General features: G+C 76.0%; 15 protein-coding genes and 1 pseudogene. 12 read left to right on the top strand and 4 right to left on the bottom strand.

What is annotated here, in order from left to right; genetic code table 11:
- Nucleotides 1–22 precede the first annotated feature (22 nt).
- The 7 genes from IG69_RS20710 (at nt 23) to IG69_RS0100800 (ending at nt 6508) form a co-directional block, all read left to right on the top strand.
- Nucleotides 23–664 carry a TetR/AcrR family transcriptional regulator gene (locus IG69_RS20710; protein ID WP_051749973.1) on the top strand — a complete coding sequence of 214 codons (642 nt, stop codon included), beginning with the start codon at nt 23–25 and terminating at the stop codon, nt 662–664.
- 39 nt (nt 665–703) lie between these two features.
- Nucleotides 704–3301, top strand: coding sequence for an MMPL family transporter (locus IG69_RS0100825; protein WP_051749972.1), 2598 nt, complete (start codon nt 704–706; stop codon nt 3299–3301).
- A 105-nt stretch (nt 3302–3406) separates the two neighbouring features.
- Entirely contained in the window at nt 3407–3697 is a 291-nt protein-coding gene (locus IG69_RS19800) for a hypothetical protein (RefSeq protein ID WP_030526289.1), read from the top strand.
- Between the two features lie 10 nt (nt 3698–3707).
- Complete coding sequence (locus tag IG69_RS0100815) at nt 3708–4658, top strand: FAD:protein FMN transferase (RefSeq protein ID WP_051749971.1); 951 nt, start codon at nt 3708–3710, stop codon at nt 4656–4658.
- Nucleotides 4655–5218, top strand: coding sequence for a ferric reductase-like transmembrane domain-containing protein (locus IG69_RS0100810; protein ID WP_030526287.1), 564 nt, complete (start codon nt 4655–4657; stop codon nt 5216–5218). Before IG69_RS0100815 ends, IG69_RS0100810 begins: the two co-directional genes overlap by 4 nt.
- A complete protein-coding gene (locus tag IG69_RS0100805) occupies nt 5215–6312 on the top strand; it encodes an NADH-ubiquinone oxidoreductase-F iron-sulfur binding region domain-containing protein (protein ID WP_030526286.1) in 1098 nt (365 codons plus the stop codon). Before IG69_RS0100810 ends, IG69_RS0100805 begins: the two co-directional genes overlap by 4 nt.
- The gene (locus IG69_RS0100800) at nt 6296–6508 is read left to right on the top strand and encodes a ferredoxin (RefSeq protein WP_030526285.1); all 213 of its coding nucleotides are present in this window, start codon (nt 6296–6298) and stop codon (nt 6506–6508) included. Before IG69_RS0100805 ends, IG69_RS0100800 begins: the two co-directional genes overlap by 17 nt.
- 18 nt (nt 6509–6526) lie before the next feature.
- Here IG69_RS0100800 and IG69_RS0100795 read toward each other — a convergent pair whose 3' ends face one another.
- Nucleotides 6527–7441 (bottom strand): LysR family transcriptional regulator, encoded by a 915-nt coding sequence (locus IG69_RS0100795; RefSeq protein WP_030526284.1) that lies wholly within the window; start codon nt 7439–7441, stop codon nt 6527–6529.
- A gap of 81 nt (nt 7442–7522) precedes the next feature.
- Between IG69_RS0100795 and IG69_RS21925 the strand changes: the two genes are divergently transcribed.
- A complete protein-coding gene (locus IG69_RS21925) occupies nt 7523–7690 on the top strand; it encodes a hypothetical protein (protein ID WP_157577255.1) in 168 nt (55 codons plus the stop codon).
- Between the two features lie 37 nt (nt 7691–7727).
- On the opposite strand, the gene IG69_RS0100785 is transcribed toward IG69_RS21925, so the two are convergent.
- Entirely contained in the window at nt 7728–8423 is a 696-nt protein-coding gene (locus tag IG69_RS0100785; protein WP_036828615.1) for an exonuclease domain-containing protein, read from the bottom strand.
- 10 nt (nt 8424–8433) lie between these two features.
- Nucleotides 8434–10305, bottom strand: a complete 1872-nt coding sequence (locus IG69_RS0100780) for a DUF294 nucleotidyltransferase-like domain-containing protein (RefSeq protein WP_030526282.1) — start codon at nt 10303–10305, stop codon at nt 8434–8436.
- Nucleotides 10306–10411: 106 nt separating this feature from the next.
- Between IG69_RS0100780 and IG69_RS0100775 the strand changes: the two genes are divergently transcribed.
- Both IG69_RS0100775 and IG69_RS0100770 read left to right on the top strand, forming a co-directional pair.
- Nucleotides 10412–10672, top strand: a complete 261-nt coding sequence (locus IG69_RS0100775) for a hypothetical protein (protein ID WP_030526281.1) — start codon at nt 10412–10414, stop codon at nt 10670–10672.
- A complete protein-coding gene (locus IG69_RS0100770; RefSeq protein ID WP_084696507.1) occupies nt 10672–11907 on the top strand; it encodes a cupin domain-containing protein in 1236 nt (411 codons plus the stop codon). Before IG69_RS0100775 ends, IG69_RS0100770 begins: the two co-directional genes overlap by 1 nt.
- Here the strand turns inward: IG69_RS0100770 and IG69_RS0100765 are convergent.
- Nucleotides 11885–12970, bottom strand: a complete 1086-nt coding sequence (locus tag IG69_RS0100765; protein WP_084696506.1) for a LacI family DNA-binding transcriptional regulator — start codon at nt 12968–12970, stop codon at nt 11885–11887. The two genes, IG69_RS0100770 and IG69_RS0100765, sit on opposite strands and share 23 nt — an antisense overlap.
- A gap of 79 nt (nt 12971–13049) precedes the next feature.
- Here IG69_RS0100765 and IG69_RS23160 point away from each other — a divergent pair.
- Both IG69_RS23160 and IG69_RS22840 read left to right on the top strand, forming a co-directional pair.
- A pseudogene (locus IG69_RS23160) lies at nt 13050–14531 on the top strand (MBL fold metallo-hydrolase); the annotation flags it as partial.
- Between the two features lie 167 nt (nt 14532–14698).
- Entirely contained in the window at nt 14699–14950 is a 252-nt protein-coding gene (locus tag IG69_RS22840; RefSeq protein ID WP_245616064.1) for a rhodanese-like domain-containing protein, read from the top strand.
- The last annotated feature ends 194 nt before the right edge of the window (nt 14951–15144 follow it).

Genomic DNA, 15144 nt, shown 5'->3' with positions numbered 1-15144 from the left:
AACGAGTGCCTACGCTGGTCCGGTGAGCCGAGCGACCTGCGTGACGACCTCGCTGCGCGACCGCAAGCGCGAGCGGACCCGCCACGACCTCGCCCTCGCGGCGTACCAGATCGTCCGGGACGAGGGCGTCGACGCGGTGACCGCCGAGGCCGTCGCCGACCGCGCCGGGGTCTCGCGCCGCACCTTCTTCAACTACTTCCCCTCCGTGGAGTCGGTGCTCACCGCGAGCGTCGCGGAGTTCTTCGCCTCGCTGAGCCGCCGCCTCGAGGACCGCCCGGCCGGCGAGCCGGTCCGCGACTCCCTCCTCTCGGTCGTCGACGACCCCTCCGACCTCGAGCTCGTCCAGCGCATCGGCGCCCTCGCCGCCGCCGGCGAGGCCTCCCCGCACGCCAAGGGCCTCATCCTCGCCGAGCTGCACGCCTGGCTCGACTGGTTCGAGGCCTGGCTGCGCGAGCGCCTCGGGCCGGGCCCGACCGAGCTCGAGGTCGCCACCCTCGCGAGCACCGTCGTCGGCGCCGGTGAGGCCGCCCTGCGGGTCTGGGCCCGCCACGCCGTCACCGAGCCCACCGACACCGACGCCCCGGGCTTCCTCGCGATGTTCGCCGCCGCCCTGCACAGCCTCTCCCGTCCTGCCCTCCCGGACACCGCCGTCCGCCCCGCCTGACCCACCGCCGCCCGACCCTCTCCCGCCCCGGAGGCCCGCATGTCCACCGCCCTGTACCGCCTCGGCCGCTGGTGCGCCGCTCACGCCTGGCGCGTGCTCGCCGCCTGGGTCGCCGTCCTCGCCGTCGCCGGCACGCTCGCCGGCACCGTCGGCACGCCGCTCACGAGCCAGGTGTCCATCCCCGGCACCGAGTTCGAGCGCGTGGTCCAGCGCCTGGGCACCGAGATCCCCGCGGCCGCAGGCGGTTTCGGACGGGTCGTGCTCGAGAGCGACTCCGGCTCGTTCACCGACGCGCAGAAGCAGGCCGTGACGGAGGCGATGGACGCCTGGAAGACGGTCCCCCACGTCGAGCGCGTCGTCGACCCCTTCGCCTCGCAGCAGCAGCTCGACGAGTCGGCGCAGAAGCTCGCCGACAGCAAGAAGCAGCTCGACGAGGGCCGCGCGCAGCTCGAGAGCGGCACGCAGCAGCTCGCCGACGCCAAGGGCCGGCTCGCGGGCGGCGAGTCGTTCCTCGCGCAGCTCGAGAAGACCGACCCCGAGGGGCAGGCGACCGCCGACCTGCGCGCGCAGGTCGAGGCCGGTCGGCAGCAGGTCGCCGAGGGCGAGCAGAAGCTCGCCGACGCCCGCGAGCAGCTCCTCGCCGGCGAGGCGCAGTACGCCGACGGCAAGACCGTCGCCGACGCCTCCGCCGGGACCCGGCTGCTCAGCGAGGACGGCCGCTACGCCGTCATCCAGGTGCAGTTCGACGACAACGCGCAGTCGATCCCGCCGGAGGACCGTGCGCTCATCCCCGAGAAGGGCGACCCGATCCTCGAGGCCGCCGGCATCACCCCGAGCTACAGCGTCGAGATCACCCAGGCGCTGGAGTTCATCGGCCCCGGCGAGATCCTCGGCCTCGCCGTCGCGCTCCTCGTCCTCGTGCTCGTGCTCGGCAGCCTCGTCGCGGCCGGCCTGCCCCTGCTCGTCGCGCTCCTCGGCGTCGGCGTCGGCCTCGGCGGCGCGATGGCGATGACGGCCTTCGTCGAGCTCAACACGACGACCCCGGCGCTCGCGCTCATGCTCGGCCTCGCGGTGGGCATCGACTACGCCCTCTTCATCGTCAACCGGCACCGCGCGAACATCCTCCACGGCACGCCGCTGCGCGAGTCGGTGGCCCGCTCGGTCGCGACCGCCGGCTCGGCCGTCACCTTCGCCGGCGCCACCGTCGTCATCGCGCTCGCCGCCCTCGTGCTCTCGGGCATCCCGATCCTCGCCGAGATGGGCCTCGTCGCGGCCGCCACGGTCGCCGTCTCGGTGCTCGTCGCGGTCACCGTCGCGCCGGCCGTCATGAGCCTCATGGGCACCCGCGTGGTCTCCCGACGGGCCTGGCGCAAGGCCGGGTTCGCGACGCCGGGGGATGCCACGAGCCGCGCCGACGCCGCGAGCGACCGGCCCGAGGAGCACGGCGCCTGGTACGTCTCGGCGGTCACCCGTCACCCGTGGCTCACCGTCCTCGGGGTCGTCGCGCTCGTCGGCGTCATGGCCGTGCCCGCCCTCGACATGCGCCTCGGCCTCCCCGACGGCGGCAGCGAGCCGACCGGGTCCAGCGCGTACACGGCCTACACCGCGGTCGCCGACGAGCTCGGCCCGGGGATGAACGGCCCCGTCGTCGCCGTCGCCGAGCTGCCCGCCGTCGACGGCACGCGCACCGACGCGCAGGTCCTCGACGCGCAGGCCACGATCGCCTCGGCGCTGCGCGGGGTCGACGGTGTCGTCAGCGTCGTGCCCTTCGGCGTGAGCGAGGACAAGGAGACGCTCGCGTTCCAGGTCGTCCCGAGCACCGGCCCGGCCGACGAGGGAACGCCGGCCACCATCGACGGCATCCGCCGCACCGCCTCGCTCCTCGAGCGCCACGACGGCATCGAGATCGGCCTCACCGGGCAGACGGTGGCGAACATCGAGATCTCCGACCGGCTCCAGGGGGCACTGCCCTTCTACCTGACCGTCGTCGTCGGGCTCTCCCTGCTCATCCTCATGGTCGTCTTCCGCTCGGTCGTCGTGCCGCTCGTCGCCACCGGCGGGTTCCTGCTCTCCGTGGCGGCGGCCTTCGGAGCGACCGTCGCGGTTCACCAGTGGGGCTGGCTCGGGTCGTGGTTCGGTGTGACACAGCCCGGCCCGATCCTGTCGTTCATGCCGATCATCCTCATCGGCGTGCTCTTCGGGCTCGCGATGGACTACCAGATGTTCCTCGTCTCGGGCATGCACGAGGCGCACTCCCACGGCGAGGACGCCCGCACCGCGGTGCGGTCCGGCTTCGTCCACGGCGTCAAGGTCGTCACGGCAGCGGCGGTCATCATGACGTCGGTCTTCCTCGGCTTCGCCTACAGCCACCTCGTGATGGTCCGGCCGATCGGCTTCGGTCTCGCGGTCGGCGTCCTCGTCGACGCGTTCGTCGTCCGGATGACGCTGACGCCCGCCGTCATGCACCTCCTCGGCGAGCGCGCCTGGTGGATGCCGCGCTGGCTCGACCGGCTGCTGCCCGACCTCGACGTCGAGGGCGTCAGGCTGGCCGACCACCTCGCGCAGGAGGACGCCCGGCACGCGCCGACCGGCACCACCGACGCCGCGGAGCGCGAGCCGGTCGCGCCCCGCGCCTGACCCGCCGGCAGGGCACAGAGGAGCCATCGAGGTCGCACAGGTCCGCCACAGCGCCGGGGCGGACCGTCGAGGGGTCAGCACGTCCCGACCCCGGAGGCGACCACCATGCGTACCACCCCTCGTGCCCTGCAACAGGCCAAGGCCTGGACGGCCGGCGCCGTCGCCGCGGCGGCCCTGACGACCGGGGTCGCCGGCTACCACCTGGCGACCGCGACGACGACCACCACCGCGAGCGCGGCGACGACCGGCTCCTCCGACGACGGCTCGTCGGGCTCGTCCGGCTCGAGCACCTCGTCCGGCTCGAGCAGCAGCTCCTCCGGGACCTCCGGGTTCTCCTCCCCCGGCGGGGTCTCCGGCAGCAGCGGGTCGTCGCAGTCGACGACCCACGGGTCCTGAGGCGCCCGCCGTGCCCCCCGCCCCGTCGACCCTCACCTCGCCGACGGTGGCCGAGCTCGAGGCGATCGGGACGACCGTCCGCCTCCTCGTGACCGAGCCGGTCGCCCTCGCCGAGGCCGAGGCGATCGTGCGCGACCACCTCGCGGCGCTGGACCGCGCGGCCTCGCGCTTCCGCCCCGACTCGGAGGTGAGCCGGCTCGCCGCCGCCGCGGCCCACGGGCCGGCCGGCCTCGTCGCCTCCCCCGTCCTCGCGAGCAGCCTGCGGGCGGCCCTGCGCGCGGCCCGCCTCACCGACGGGCTCGTCGACCCGACCGTCGGTCGGGCGGTCGCCGCGTCCGGCTACGACGCCGACCTCGCCGTCGTTCGCGGCCGCACCGCGCCCCTGCGGCCGGCGGCGTCCGTCCCCGGCTGGCGCAGCGTCCACCTCGACCCGGCGACCGACCGCGTCGAGGTCCCCGCCGGCTGCCTGCTCGACCTCGGGGCGACCGCGAAGGCGCACGCCGCCGACGTCCTCGCCGACCGGTTGGCGACCCGGCTGCGCGGCGGCTTCCTCGTCGACCTGGGCGGCGACCTCGCGGTCGGCGGCCCGGCCCCGGAGGGGGGCTGGCGGGTCGGCGTCGAGGACGTTGACGGCCACGTCGTCCAGGTCCTGGCCCTCCGGCGCGGCCAGGCGGTCGCGACGAGCTCGACCCGGCGGCGCACCTGGGCGGTCGCCGACGGCAGCACCCGCCACCACGTCCTCGACCCCCGCACCGGGGCCACGGCCCCGGCCACGTGGGCCCAGGTCACCGTGGTCGCTGCGAGCGCCCTCGAGGCCAACGCGGCCTCCACCGCCGCCGTCGTGCTCGGCGACGACGCCCCCGCCTGGCTGGCCGGCACCGGCCTGCCCGCCCGGCTCGACACCGGCCACGCCGTCGTCACGACCCCCGGCTGGCCCGACCCGACGGAGGCGACCTCGTGAACGAGGCGCTCTGGTACCTCTCGCGCGCGACCGGCGTGGCGAGCATCGCCCTGCTGACGGCCGTCGTCGTCCTCGGCGTCGTCACGGCCGGCCGGCGCCGGCCCCACGGCGGCTCCGCGACCGTCGTCATGGCCGTCCACCGCTGGCTCTCCCTCGGGATGCTCACCTTCGTCACGGCTCACGTCGCGACGGCGGTCGCCGAGACCTACGTGAGCATCGACGCGGTGTCGGCGGTGCTGCCCTTCACGAGCGGGTACGAGCCGTTCTGGGTCGGCCTCGGCACCCTCGCGGTCGACCTCCTCGCCGTCGTCGCCGCCACGTCGTGGCTGCGGCCGCGCCTGCCCGAGCGGGTGTGGCGCTGGGTGCACCGCGCCACCTACGCCCTGTGGCCGTCGGCCCTGGTCCACGGGCTCGCCCTCGGCACCTCGGACCAGCCGGGCCTGCGGGCCGTCACCGTGGCGTGCGGCGGCATCGGCGTCGTGGCCGTCCTGTGGCGGCTGCTCGCCACGCACGCCGACCGCGCCCGCCGCGACGTCGTCCTCGGGGGTGAGTGGTCGTGAGCCTCGTCGACGACCTCCACGCCGCCGGCCTGACCGGCCGGGGCGGGGCCGCCTTCAGCACCGGCGTCAAGGTCGACGCCGCCCACGACCACGGCGCGCACCTCGTCGTCAACGCCTGCGACGGCGAGATCGGCGCCGCCAAGGACGCGTTCGTCGTCGAGCACCACCTCGAGGAGCTCCTGCGCGGCGCCCACCTCGTGGCGCCCGGCCGGCGCCGCACCATCCGCTTCGCCGCCCACCGCGGGTCGCGGACGGCCGCTCTCCTCACCGCCGCCGGGCTCGACGTCCTCGACGTCCCCGGCCGCTACGTGTCCTCGGAGGAGAGCGCCCTCGTCTCGGCCGCGCAAGGTGGCCTGGCCCGGCCGATGACCAAGCGCCGGCCGTTCGTCACCGGCGGCCGGGACGCCGACGGCCGCCGCGTGCCGCCGACCGTCGTCCTCAACGCCGAGACGGTGTGGCGCGTCGCCCAGGTCGCCGAGCACGGCCCGACCTGGTTCCGGTCGTTCGGCACCGAGGCCGAGCCGGGCCCCCGGCTGGTCACCCTGACCGGTGCGGTCTCCTGGCCGGGCGTCCTCGAGACGCAGGCCGGCACCCCCCTCGCCGAGCTCCTCGCGGCGGCCGAGCCCGCGCGCGGCGCCGAGCACGTCGTCGTCGGCGGGCTCGGGGGCGCCCTCGTGCCGCTGCACCGGCTGCGCGCCCTGCGCTGGTCCTCCGACGACCTGGCCCGGGTCGGCGCGAGCCTCGGGCCCGGCATCCTCGACCTCCTCGACCCGCAGCGCTGCCCCGTCCGCACCGTCGCCGGGTACCTGCGGTATGCGGCCGGCGAGACCGCGGGGCAGTGCGGGCCGTGCATGTTCGGCGTGCCGGCGCTGGCCGGCGCCTGGGACCGGCTCCTCGCCGACCCCGGCCCGGCCGCCACCCACGAGGTGCGCCGGCACGCAGGCCTCCTCCCCGACCGCGGCGCCTGCCGCTTCCCCGACGGCGTCTCGCGCTTCGCCGCCTCGGCGCTGCAGGTGCTCGGCCCCCACCTCGACGCGCACGCCGTCGGGACCTGTCCCACCGAAGGGAGCCTCGCCCGTGCCCACCACGCCTGACGCCGCACCGGCCCTGCGGGTAGACCGGGTCGCCTGCACCGGCCACGGGGTGTGCGCCACCCTCCTCGCCGGGCGGGTCCGCCTCGACGAGTGGGGCTACCCCGTCGTCGACGACCCGCAGGTCCCCCGCCCGGACGGCGACCGCGCCCTCACGTTCTGTCCCGCCCGCGCCCTCTACTGGTCCGACCGGCCCTGACCGCGGCCGGGCCGCCGCTCAGCGGGCCGAGCGGCGCCGCGGCGACCAGGCCGGGTGCGAGATGAGCTCCTCGAGGAGCTGCACCGCGCGCTCGGCCGGGGCGCTCGAGGCCCCCAGCTGCCGGACGACCGCCGAGAGGTGGCGCACCGGCGCCGGCGGGGCGAGGTCGACGCGCACGACCGATGGCGGCAGCCCCCGCGCGGCGAGGCCGGGCATCACCGAGACGCCGACCCCGGCCGCCACGAAGCCGATGGCCGTGTGGTGGTCCTGGGCCTGCACGGTGAACCGGGGCCGCAGGCCGACCGCCGCGCACGCGGCCACGAGCAGCCGGTGGCCGACGGCATGGGGGTAGTCGCTGCTCACCCACGTCTCGCCGCGCAGGTCGGTCAGCGCGATCTGCGCCTCGCCGGCGAGCGGGTGGTCGCGCGGGAGCACGGCGACGAACGGGTCGTCGGTGAGGTCGACCCGGCGCAGGCCGGCGGGCAGCGGGGTGTCGGGCGGGTCGATCGCCAGGTCGAGGTCCGGGCGCGGCCCGCGCTGCTCGACCTCGTTGAGCCGCAGCTCGAGGACGAGGTCGGGGAACTCGGTCGTCAGCCGCCGCACGAGGCTCGGCATCCACGCCGACCCGGCGCTCGCGAAGTAGCCGATGGACAGCCGCCCCGACCGGCCGTCGCGCAGGTCCGAGACGACGTGCTCGAGGCGGCTCCACTGGCTCATCGCCTCGTCGCTCTGGGCGTCGAGGACGAGGGCGGCCTCGGTCGGCACGATGCCCCGGCCCGAGCGCTGGAAGAGGGTCAGCCCGGTCTCGCGCTGGAGCGCCGCGAGGTGCTGGCTGACCGCCGAGGAGGTGAGCCCGAGGTTGTCGGCGGCGGCCTGGACCGAGCCGCTGGCGACGACCGAGCGGAAGACCGTGAGACGGTGCGGGTCGAGCATGCACCAATGTTAAGCGATACTGCGGGATTCTGAAGCAAAGTCGCGTTGTGCTGCACGGTCAGGAGGCGGAACATAGGACCCATGAACGCCGCATCGCTCTCCGTCCAGAAGGCCCGTCACCTCGCGCAGACCCTCCGCACCAACCGCCTCTCCGGGCGCGGCTGGGACGGGCAGGTCGACCGCGACCTCGTCCGCGAGACGCACGAGATCTACCTCCTCGCGCAGTCCGCCACCCCGCGTCACATCTGAGCACCCACCGGGGGCCCAGCAGCACGCAGACCGACCCTCACGCCACGACGTGGCGGAGGGTCGTCGTCGTCTCCGGGGCCTCCTCGTCGAGGTGCGCCCGCTGGGCGAGGTAGAGCTCGGCGCAGGCGAGGGCGTCGGTCAGCGCCTCGTGGGCCCGGTAGACCGGCAGCCCGTAGCGGGCGCGGGCGGTCCACAGCCGCAGCGCCCCGGGCTCGGACGCGGCGTCCCACCCCCCGCCCCGCGCGCGGCGCTCCAGCTCGAAGGTGTCGACGACCTCGACGGGGAGGCCGGCCCCCCACCGCCGCTCGCAGGCCGCCCCGAGGAAGGTCGTCTCGATCCGCGCGAAGTGCGCGAGCAGCACCCGCCCGGCGAGCGCCCGCAGGAGCGCGCCGAGCACGTCCTCCAGCGGCAGCCCGGCGGCCAGCGCGTCGTCGGTGATGCCGTGGACGGTGGCACTGCGGCCGACCTCGCCCGCGTCGGCGACGACGTGGCCGCCGGCCCCGCCGAGGTCGACCCGGCCGCCGTCGACCGGCACCCAGCCCACCGCCAGCACGCGGTCGCGGACCGGGTCCAGGCCGGTCGTCTCGATGTCGACCGCGAGCAGCGGCAGGCGCTCCAGCGGGGTGTCCCGCTCCGGCGACGGGGAGGCGAGCAGGTCGGCGAGCGGCCCCGGGGCGCACCGGCGCAGGGCGCGCTCGCGGCGCGCGGCGACCGGTCGGCGCAGCAGGCTCACCGGGCCCCGCTCACGAGACGAACTGCGTGAGGTGGCGGCGGCCGAGCGACTGCTGCGCGGACCGGACGATCGCGAAGGCCTCGCGCAGGTGGCGCTTCTCGAAGCTCGACAGGGTCGCGGGGTCGACGAAGTTGTCGGGCGGGCGTCCGTCCCGGACCTGCGCGGACTGGTGGCGCAGCCGCACGTAGCCGATGAACTCGAAGGCGTCGCGCAGGTCGTCGGCGAGCTCGTCGCCGATCACCCCGGCGAGCCGGGCGGCCTCGAGCCGGGCGCGGGTGTTGACGGCCGGCGACCCCGTCGCGAGGGCGTGGACCCGGGCGAGCTCGACGACGGGCAGGATGCCGCCGCGCTTGATCTCGAGCCGGTCCTTGTGCTCACCCGCCTTCTCGAGCACGAGCCCGCGGAAGAAGCCGAGCGGCGGCTCGTGCACACCGGCGTCCTTGGCGAGGTGCGCGAGGAACGTCGCCGCCCCCGGGGTCGACGCGAGGGTGTGCTGCTGGAGCCGGGCGTGGAGCGACTCGTCCCCGTGGACCGGGCGCATGTCGAAGAACACCGCCGAGTGCAGCACCGCCTCGGGCGTCGGGGAGGCGACCCACGAGGACACCTCGCGGCGCCAGGCGCGCAGGGTCCGGCGCCATTGCGGGCTCGAGGCCATGACGCCGCCGGTGCACCGGGGGTAGCCGCAGCGCACGAGCGCCTCGGTGACCCGCTCGGCGAAGGTCGCGAACCACGCGAGCCCGGCGTCGTCCACGGCGTCGTCGATGACGAGCGCGGTGTCCTGGTCGGTCGCGAGCGCCTGCTCCAGCCGCGCGCGCGACCCCAGGGCCATCCAGCAGTAGGGCACGGGCGCCGGGCCCATCTCCTCCTCGACGAGCGCGATGAGCCGGCGCTCGACCGCATCGCCGACCGCGGTGACGACCCGGCCGATGTCGTCGGCGCTGGCGTCCTGGCCGACGAGGCCCTCGACGACCTGGGGCAGCCGCGACGCCGCGCGGGCCACGCCCTCGATGTCGGCCTGCCGGGCGACGTCGCCCGCGAGGTAGACGGGGTTCGCCTCCTCGAGCCGCAGGAGGTCGGTCGTCGTCACGACTCCCGCGGGCCGGCCGGCGGCGTCGACGAGCGGCAGGTGGTGGATGCGCCGGCTCGTCATCGTCAGCAGCGCCTCGAAGGCCAGCGACTCGGCCGGCGCCGTCACCGGGTCGGGCGTCATCACCGTCGTGACGGCGGCCGCGGGGTCCGCTCCGGCCGCGAGCACCCGGCTGCGCAGGTCGCGGTCGGTGAGGATGCCGACGAGGCGGTCGCCGTCGAGGACGACGAGGGAGGAGACGCGCTGCTCGGTCATCGTCGTCGCGGCCTCGCGGATGCTCGCGCTCGCCGGCACCGAGACGACGCCGCGGGCGACGAGCTCGTGCACGGGGGTCGTGAGGATGGCGTGCCCCGACCCCGAGACGTGCAGCCCGGCGACCGCCCCGCTCATCCGGCTGCGGCGCTGCGCGTCGAAGAACGCGTCGACGTCGGGGTGCTCGCGGCAGAGGGCGTGGAAGTCGTCCTCGGGCAGCAGGAGGAGGAGGCAGTCCTCGATCGCGGTGACCGAGAAGGTCGACGGGTTGCCCTGGGTCAGGGTGATGGACCCGAAGGTGCTGCCGGCCTCGCCGCGGTCGACGAGCGTGCCCTGGGCGTCGCGGACGTCGGCGGCCCCGGCCCGCAGGACGTGCAGGTGGTGGTTGTCGTGCCCGCGGCCGATGATCTCGCGCCCACGGCGCACGTACTCGACCGACATCCGCGCCGGCAGCCGCTCGAGGACCTGCGGGGGCAGCCCGGCGAACGGCTCGTGGGCGGCGAGGAAGTCGCGCACCTCGGCCAGCTCGACGTCGAGGGTCATGCAGCCATCGTCCCAGCGTGCACGCGAGCCACACAACGGGGCGCTGACCTGCTGGGATGAGGTCACTCGGGTGCCGCACCGGCGCCCCGGCGAAAGGGTGGGCACGATGAGCGAGAACCCGACCGAAGGACCGGCCGACAGCGACGCCGGCGAGCCCGGCATCCCCGGCGAGCACGACGGCGGCGCCGACGGCGGCGCCGGCGCCGAGGGTCCCGCCGACAGCGGCGCGGGCCAGGAGACCGTCCCCGGCCAGGAGGACGGTGGCGCCGACGGCGACGCCGAGGGTCCGGCCGACAGCGGCGCCGGCGAGCCGGGCACGCCCGGCGAGCAGGACGGTGGCGCCGACGGCGGGGCCGACGGGTCCTGATGACCGACGCGCACCACCCCGGGCCCCCGGCCGCGCTCCCCACGGGGACCGGCCGGGGGCTCGGGCCGTTCGTCGCCCTGCCCCCGGAGCGCTTCGCGGCCGAGCACTGGGACCGCGCGCCGCTGCTGACCCGCGCGACCGAGCTGCCCGCCCCGACGCACGGCTTCGGCCCCGACGCCGTCGACGAGCTGCTCTCCCGCCGCGGGCTGCGCACGCCGTTCCTGCGGATGGCCAAGGAGGGCTCGACCCTCGAGGCGCGCGAGCTGACCCTCGGTGGCGGGGTGGGCGCGAGCATCACCGACCAGGTGAGCGAGGACAAGGTCCTGCGGCACTTCGCCGACGGCGCGACGATCGTCCTCCAGGGGCTGCACCGCACGTGGGCCCCGGTGTCCGACACCGCCCGCGGGCTGTCGACGGCGTTGGGCCACCCGGTGCAGGTCAACGCCTACGTCACGCCGCCGCAGAACCGCGGCTTCGACGACCACTACGACGTCCACGACGTGTTCGTCGTCCAGGTGTCCGGCGAGAAGCACTGGCGCGTGCGGCCGCCCGTCCTCGAGGCGCCGTTGCGCGGCCAGCCGTGGACCGACCGCCGCGACGAGGTGCGCGCCGCCGCCGAGCAGGAGCCGGTCGTCGACGCCGTGCTCGCCCCCGGCGACTGCCTCTACCTGCCGCGCGGCTGGCTGCACTCCGCGACCGCCCTCGGCGGCACGAGCATCCACCTGACCTTCGGCGTCCACGTGTGGACCGGCCGCACCCTCGCCGACGACCTGCTGGCCGCCGCCGGGCGCGTCCTCGACGACGACCTCGCGCTGCGCCGGGCGCTGCCGCCGGGCGTCGACGTGCTCGACCCGGCGACCGCCGCCGCCGCACGGGCCGCGGTGCGCGACAGCGTCGTCGCCGCGCTCGACGCCGTGAGCGACGAGGATCTCGCGGCTGCCCTGGCCCGGCGTGCGCGAGCCGCAGAGCGCGCCGAGCCGCTCGGCGTCCTCGCCCAGCACGCCGCCGCCGACGCCGAGGTCGGCCCGCGATGGCGGGTCCGCGCGGGGCTGGCCGCGCGGTGGGAGGGCACGACGCTCGTGACCCGGGTGGGCCGGACGTCGTTCGGGGCCGACGAGGCCGACGATGTCGCCGCGGTGCTCGACGGCCGGGTGGCCCCGGATGCGCTGGCGCCGGGGCTGCGGCGGCGGCTGGCCCTCGCAGGGCTGCTCGTCAGCGGGCCGTCGAGCCCCTGACCACCAGGCGCGTCTGCAGCACGGTGTCGGGCGGCACCTCGCGCCCGGCGATCCGCCCGAGCAGCACCTCGACCATGACCCGCCCCATCCGCGCCACGGGCTGGCGGACGCTCGTCAGCTCGGGGTCGGTGTGGCGGCAGACCGCGGCGTCGTCGAAGCCGACGAGCCCGACGTCGGTGGGCACGTCGAGACCGGCCTCGCGCAGGACCCGCAGCGCGCCGACGGCCATGAGGTCCGAGGCGGCGAACACCCCGTCCGGTGGCGGCCCGGCCGCGAGCACCTCGGCCATCGCGCGGCGGCCGCTCTCCTCGGAGTAGTCGCCGACGGCGACCGCCACCTCGGCGCGGTCGATGCCCGCGGCCTCGGCGGCGTCGAGCGCGCCCACGAGCCGGTCGCGGCCCGAGGACATGTCCTGCGGGCCGGCGAGCACGGCGAGACGTCGCCGTCCGGTCGCGACGAGGTGGTCGACGGCGCTGCGTCCGCCGGCGAGGTTGTCGATGTCGACGAGGTACGCCGGCCGGCTCGTCGCCGGGCTGCCGCCGCAGACCGTCGGCACGCCACGGGCCTCGAGCAGCGACGGCAGGGGGTCCTCGGCGTGCAGCGACAGGAGGAGCACCCCGTCGACGTGCTGCTCGGTGAGGTAGGCCGCGGCCCGCTCGTGCCCGCCGGCGGCGCCGGCCATCGTCAGGACGAGCTGGAGACCGGCCTCGGCCAGCCGCTCGCCGATGCCGCGGACGATGCCGGCGAAGTAGGGCTCCCCGAACACCCGCTCCTCGGGCTCGGAGACGACGAGGACGACGGTGTCGGTGCGCCGGGTGACGAGCGAGCGGGCCGCGCGGTTGGGGACGTAGCCGAGCTCGGCGACCGCCGCGAGCACGGCGTCCCGGGCGGCGGGGCTGACGTGCGGGGAGTCGTTGAGCACGCGCGACGCGGTGCCGCGGCCCACCCCCGCATGGGCCGCGACCTCGGCGAGGGTGGGAGGCCGTCCGGCTCCCGTGACGCGACCGGGTTCCCGGTCGGTCGCGGCACGGTCGCCGGACGGGTGCGGACGCTGACCGGGCACAGGGGGTCCCGTCAGCGTGGGAGCGCTCCCATCCGTCACCCCGCCAGTATCTCCCCGCCCGCCGGTCGCCCGTCAACGGATGCGGTCCGGTCGTGTCCGAACCGTGACCGCCCCCTGCGCCACAGCTTTTCGGGGTGACCCCGAAATGTCCGCGAGACCCCGGCTCGGAGCCGGGGTCTCGCGGACGAACCGGGGTGACGCTGCCCGCCGAGCGACACCGACGCCCGAGACCACCCCGCGGGCCGCACCACAGACCGTGGCGAAGTATGGTCTCCGCACACACCGGGTGCCGACGTCCTCGTCCCTACTGTCGAGCACCATGACCGCAGCCCGCAGCACCCCGGCCGTCGACCTCGACGGCCGCACCGCCCTCGTCACCGGCGCCGCGAGCGGCATCGGCGAGGCCGTCGCCCTCGCCCTCGCCGGGGCCGGCGCGAAGGTACACGCCGTCGACCGCGACGCCGCGGGCCTGGAGCGCCTCGGCGCCGTCGCGGGGGTGCAGCCGCACGTCGTCGACCTCAGCGACCTCGACGCCCTCGGCGGCCTGCCCACCGACGTCGACGTCCTCGTCAACAACGCCGGCACCTTCCCGACCGGAGGACCAATGATCTTCACCCAGTACTACCTCGACTGCCTCTCGCAGGCCTCCTACCTCGTCGCCGACGAGACCACCGGACAGGCGGTCGTCGTCGACCCCCGCCGCGACGTCGCGGAGTACGTCGAGGACGCCCGGGCCCGCGGGCTGACCGTCGTCGGGGTCGGCAACACCCACTTCCACGCCGACTTCGTCTCCGGCCACCCCGAGCTCGCCCGCGAGACGGGTGCCTGGATCGGCTACGGCGAGGCCGCGCAGGCCGACTTCGAGGTCCGCCACCTCGCCGACGGCGAGCGCATCCCGCTCGGAGACGTGACGCTGCAGGTCATGGCGACGCCGGGGCACACCCCCGAGTCGATCTCGGTGCTCGTGTTCGAGCACGCCGACGACGAGGTCGCGTACGGCGTCCTCACCGGCGACGCGCTCTTCATCGGCGACGTCGGCCGCCCGGACCTGCTCGCCTCCATCGGCGTCACCGCCGACGAGCTCGGCCGGATGCTCTACGACTCGATCCAGCACCGGCTCATGGGTCTCGACGACGCCGTGCGCGTCTTCCCCGCCCACGGCGCCGGCTCGGCGTGCGGCAAGAACCTCTCGACCGAGAAGCAGTCGACGATCGGCGAGCAGCGGCGCGTCAACTACGCCTGTCAGCCGATGACGGAGGTGCAGTTCCTCGCCGTCGTCACCGCCGGCCAGCCCGCCGCGCCGGAGTACTTCGTCTACAACGCGATCCTCAACCGCCGCGAGCGCGACGTGCGCGAGCTCGACGTCGCGGTGCCGGCCCTCGACGCGGACGCGGTCGACGCGGCCCTCGCCGACGGGGCCGTCGTCCACGACGCCCGCGACCCGCAGGAGTTCGCGGCCGCCCACCTCGAGGGCGCGGTCAACGTGCCGGTCGACGGCCGGATGGCCGAGACCGTCGGGATGGTCTTCCGGCCGGAGCAGCGGATCGTCGTCATGGCCCCGGAGGGCCAGGAGCAGGAGGTCGCGACCCGCTTCTCGCGCATCGGGTTCGACCACGTCGTCGGGTACGTCGCCGACGTCGAGGGCTACCTCCTCGCGCACGCCGACCGCGTACGCCGGGCGAGCCGGCTCACGGTCACCGAGGTGGCCGGGCGGCGGCGGTCGGCGACGTGCAGCTCGTCGACGTCCGCAACGCCGGCGAGCTCGAGAACGGCACCATCCCGGGCGCCCGCCACATCCCGCTCGCCGAGCTGGGCCGCCGCAGCGAGGAGCTCGACCCGGCCCGTCCGGTCGTCGCGTTCTGCGCGGGCGGGTGGCGCAGCTCGGTCGCGACGAGCCTGCTGCGCTCGCGCGGCTTCGCCGACGTGTCGGACGTGCTCGGCGGGTACGCCGCCTGGGACGCCGCGCACGCCAGCGCCTGATCACCCTCCCATGACGAAGCCCCCGGGCGTCCCGCCGCCCGGGGGCTTCGTCGTGCGGGCAGAAAGGTCGCGCACGAGACCCTGCGGTCCATCCTCGGACGGATACCGTCCCGGGTGTGCACCTCGGTGCACGGGGCCCCGGACAGACGGCGGCGGAGCGGAGACACGAGTCCTGCCCGCCGCCGTCGTCCGTC

Source organism: Phycicoccus jejuensis, assembly GCF_000720925.1.
Taxonomy (GTDB): Bacteria; Actinomycetota; Actinomycetes; order Actinomycetales; family Dermatophilaceae; genus Phycicoccus; species Phycicoccus jejuensis.
The sequence above is the reverse complement of the archived record's forward strand: the minus strand, read 5'-3'. Positions and strand labels throughout refer to the sequence as shown.

Bases quoted from the DNA above. Each gene is read 5' to 3' on its own strand.
- IG69_RS0100825 (WP_051749972.1), top strand. From the start codon at position 704: ATGTCCACCGCCCTGTACCGCCTCGGCCGCTGGTGCGCCGCTCACGCC.
- IG69_RS19800 (WP_030526289.1), top strand. From the start codon at position 3,407: ATGCGTACCACCCCTCGTGCCCTGCAACAGGCCAAGGCCTGGACGGCC.
- IG69_RS0100795 (WP_030526284.1), bottom strand. From the start codon at position 7,441: ATGCTCGACCCGCACCGTCTCACGGTCTTCCGCTCGGTCGTCGCCAGC.
- IG69_RS21925 (WP_157577255.1), top strand. From the start codon at position 7,523: ATGAACGCCGCATCGCTCTCCGTCCAGAAGGCCCGTCACCTCGCGCAG.
- IG69_RS0100780 (WP_030526282.1), bottom strand. From the start codon at position 10,305: ATGACCCTCGACGTCGAGCTGGCCGAGGTGCGCGACTTCCTCGCCGCC.
- IG69_RS0100775 (WP_030526281.1), top strand. From the start codon at position 10,412: ATGAGCGAGAACCCGACCGAAGGACCGGCCGACAGCGACGCCGGCGAG.
- IG69_RS0100770 (WP_084696507.1), top strand. From the start codon at position 10,672: ATGACCGACGCGCACCACCCCGGGCCCCCGGCCGCGCTCCCCACGGGG.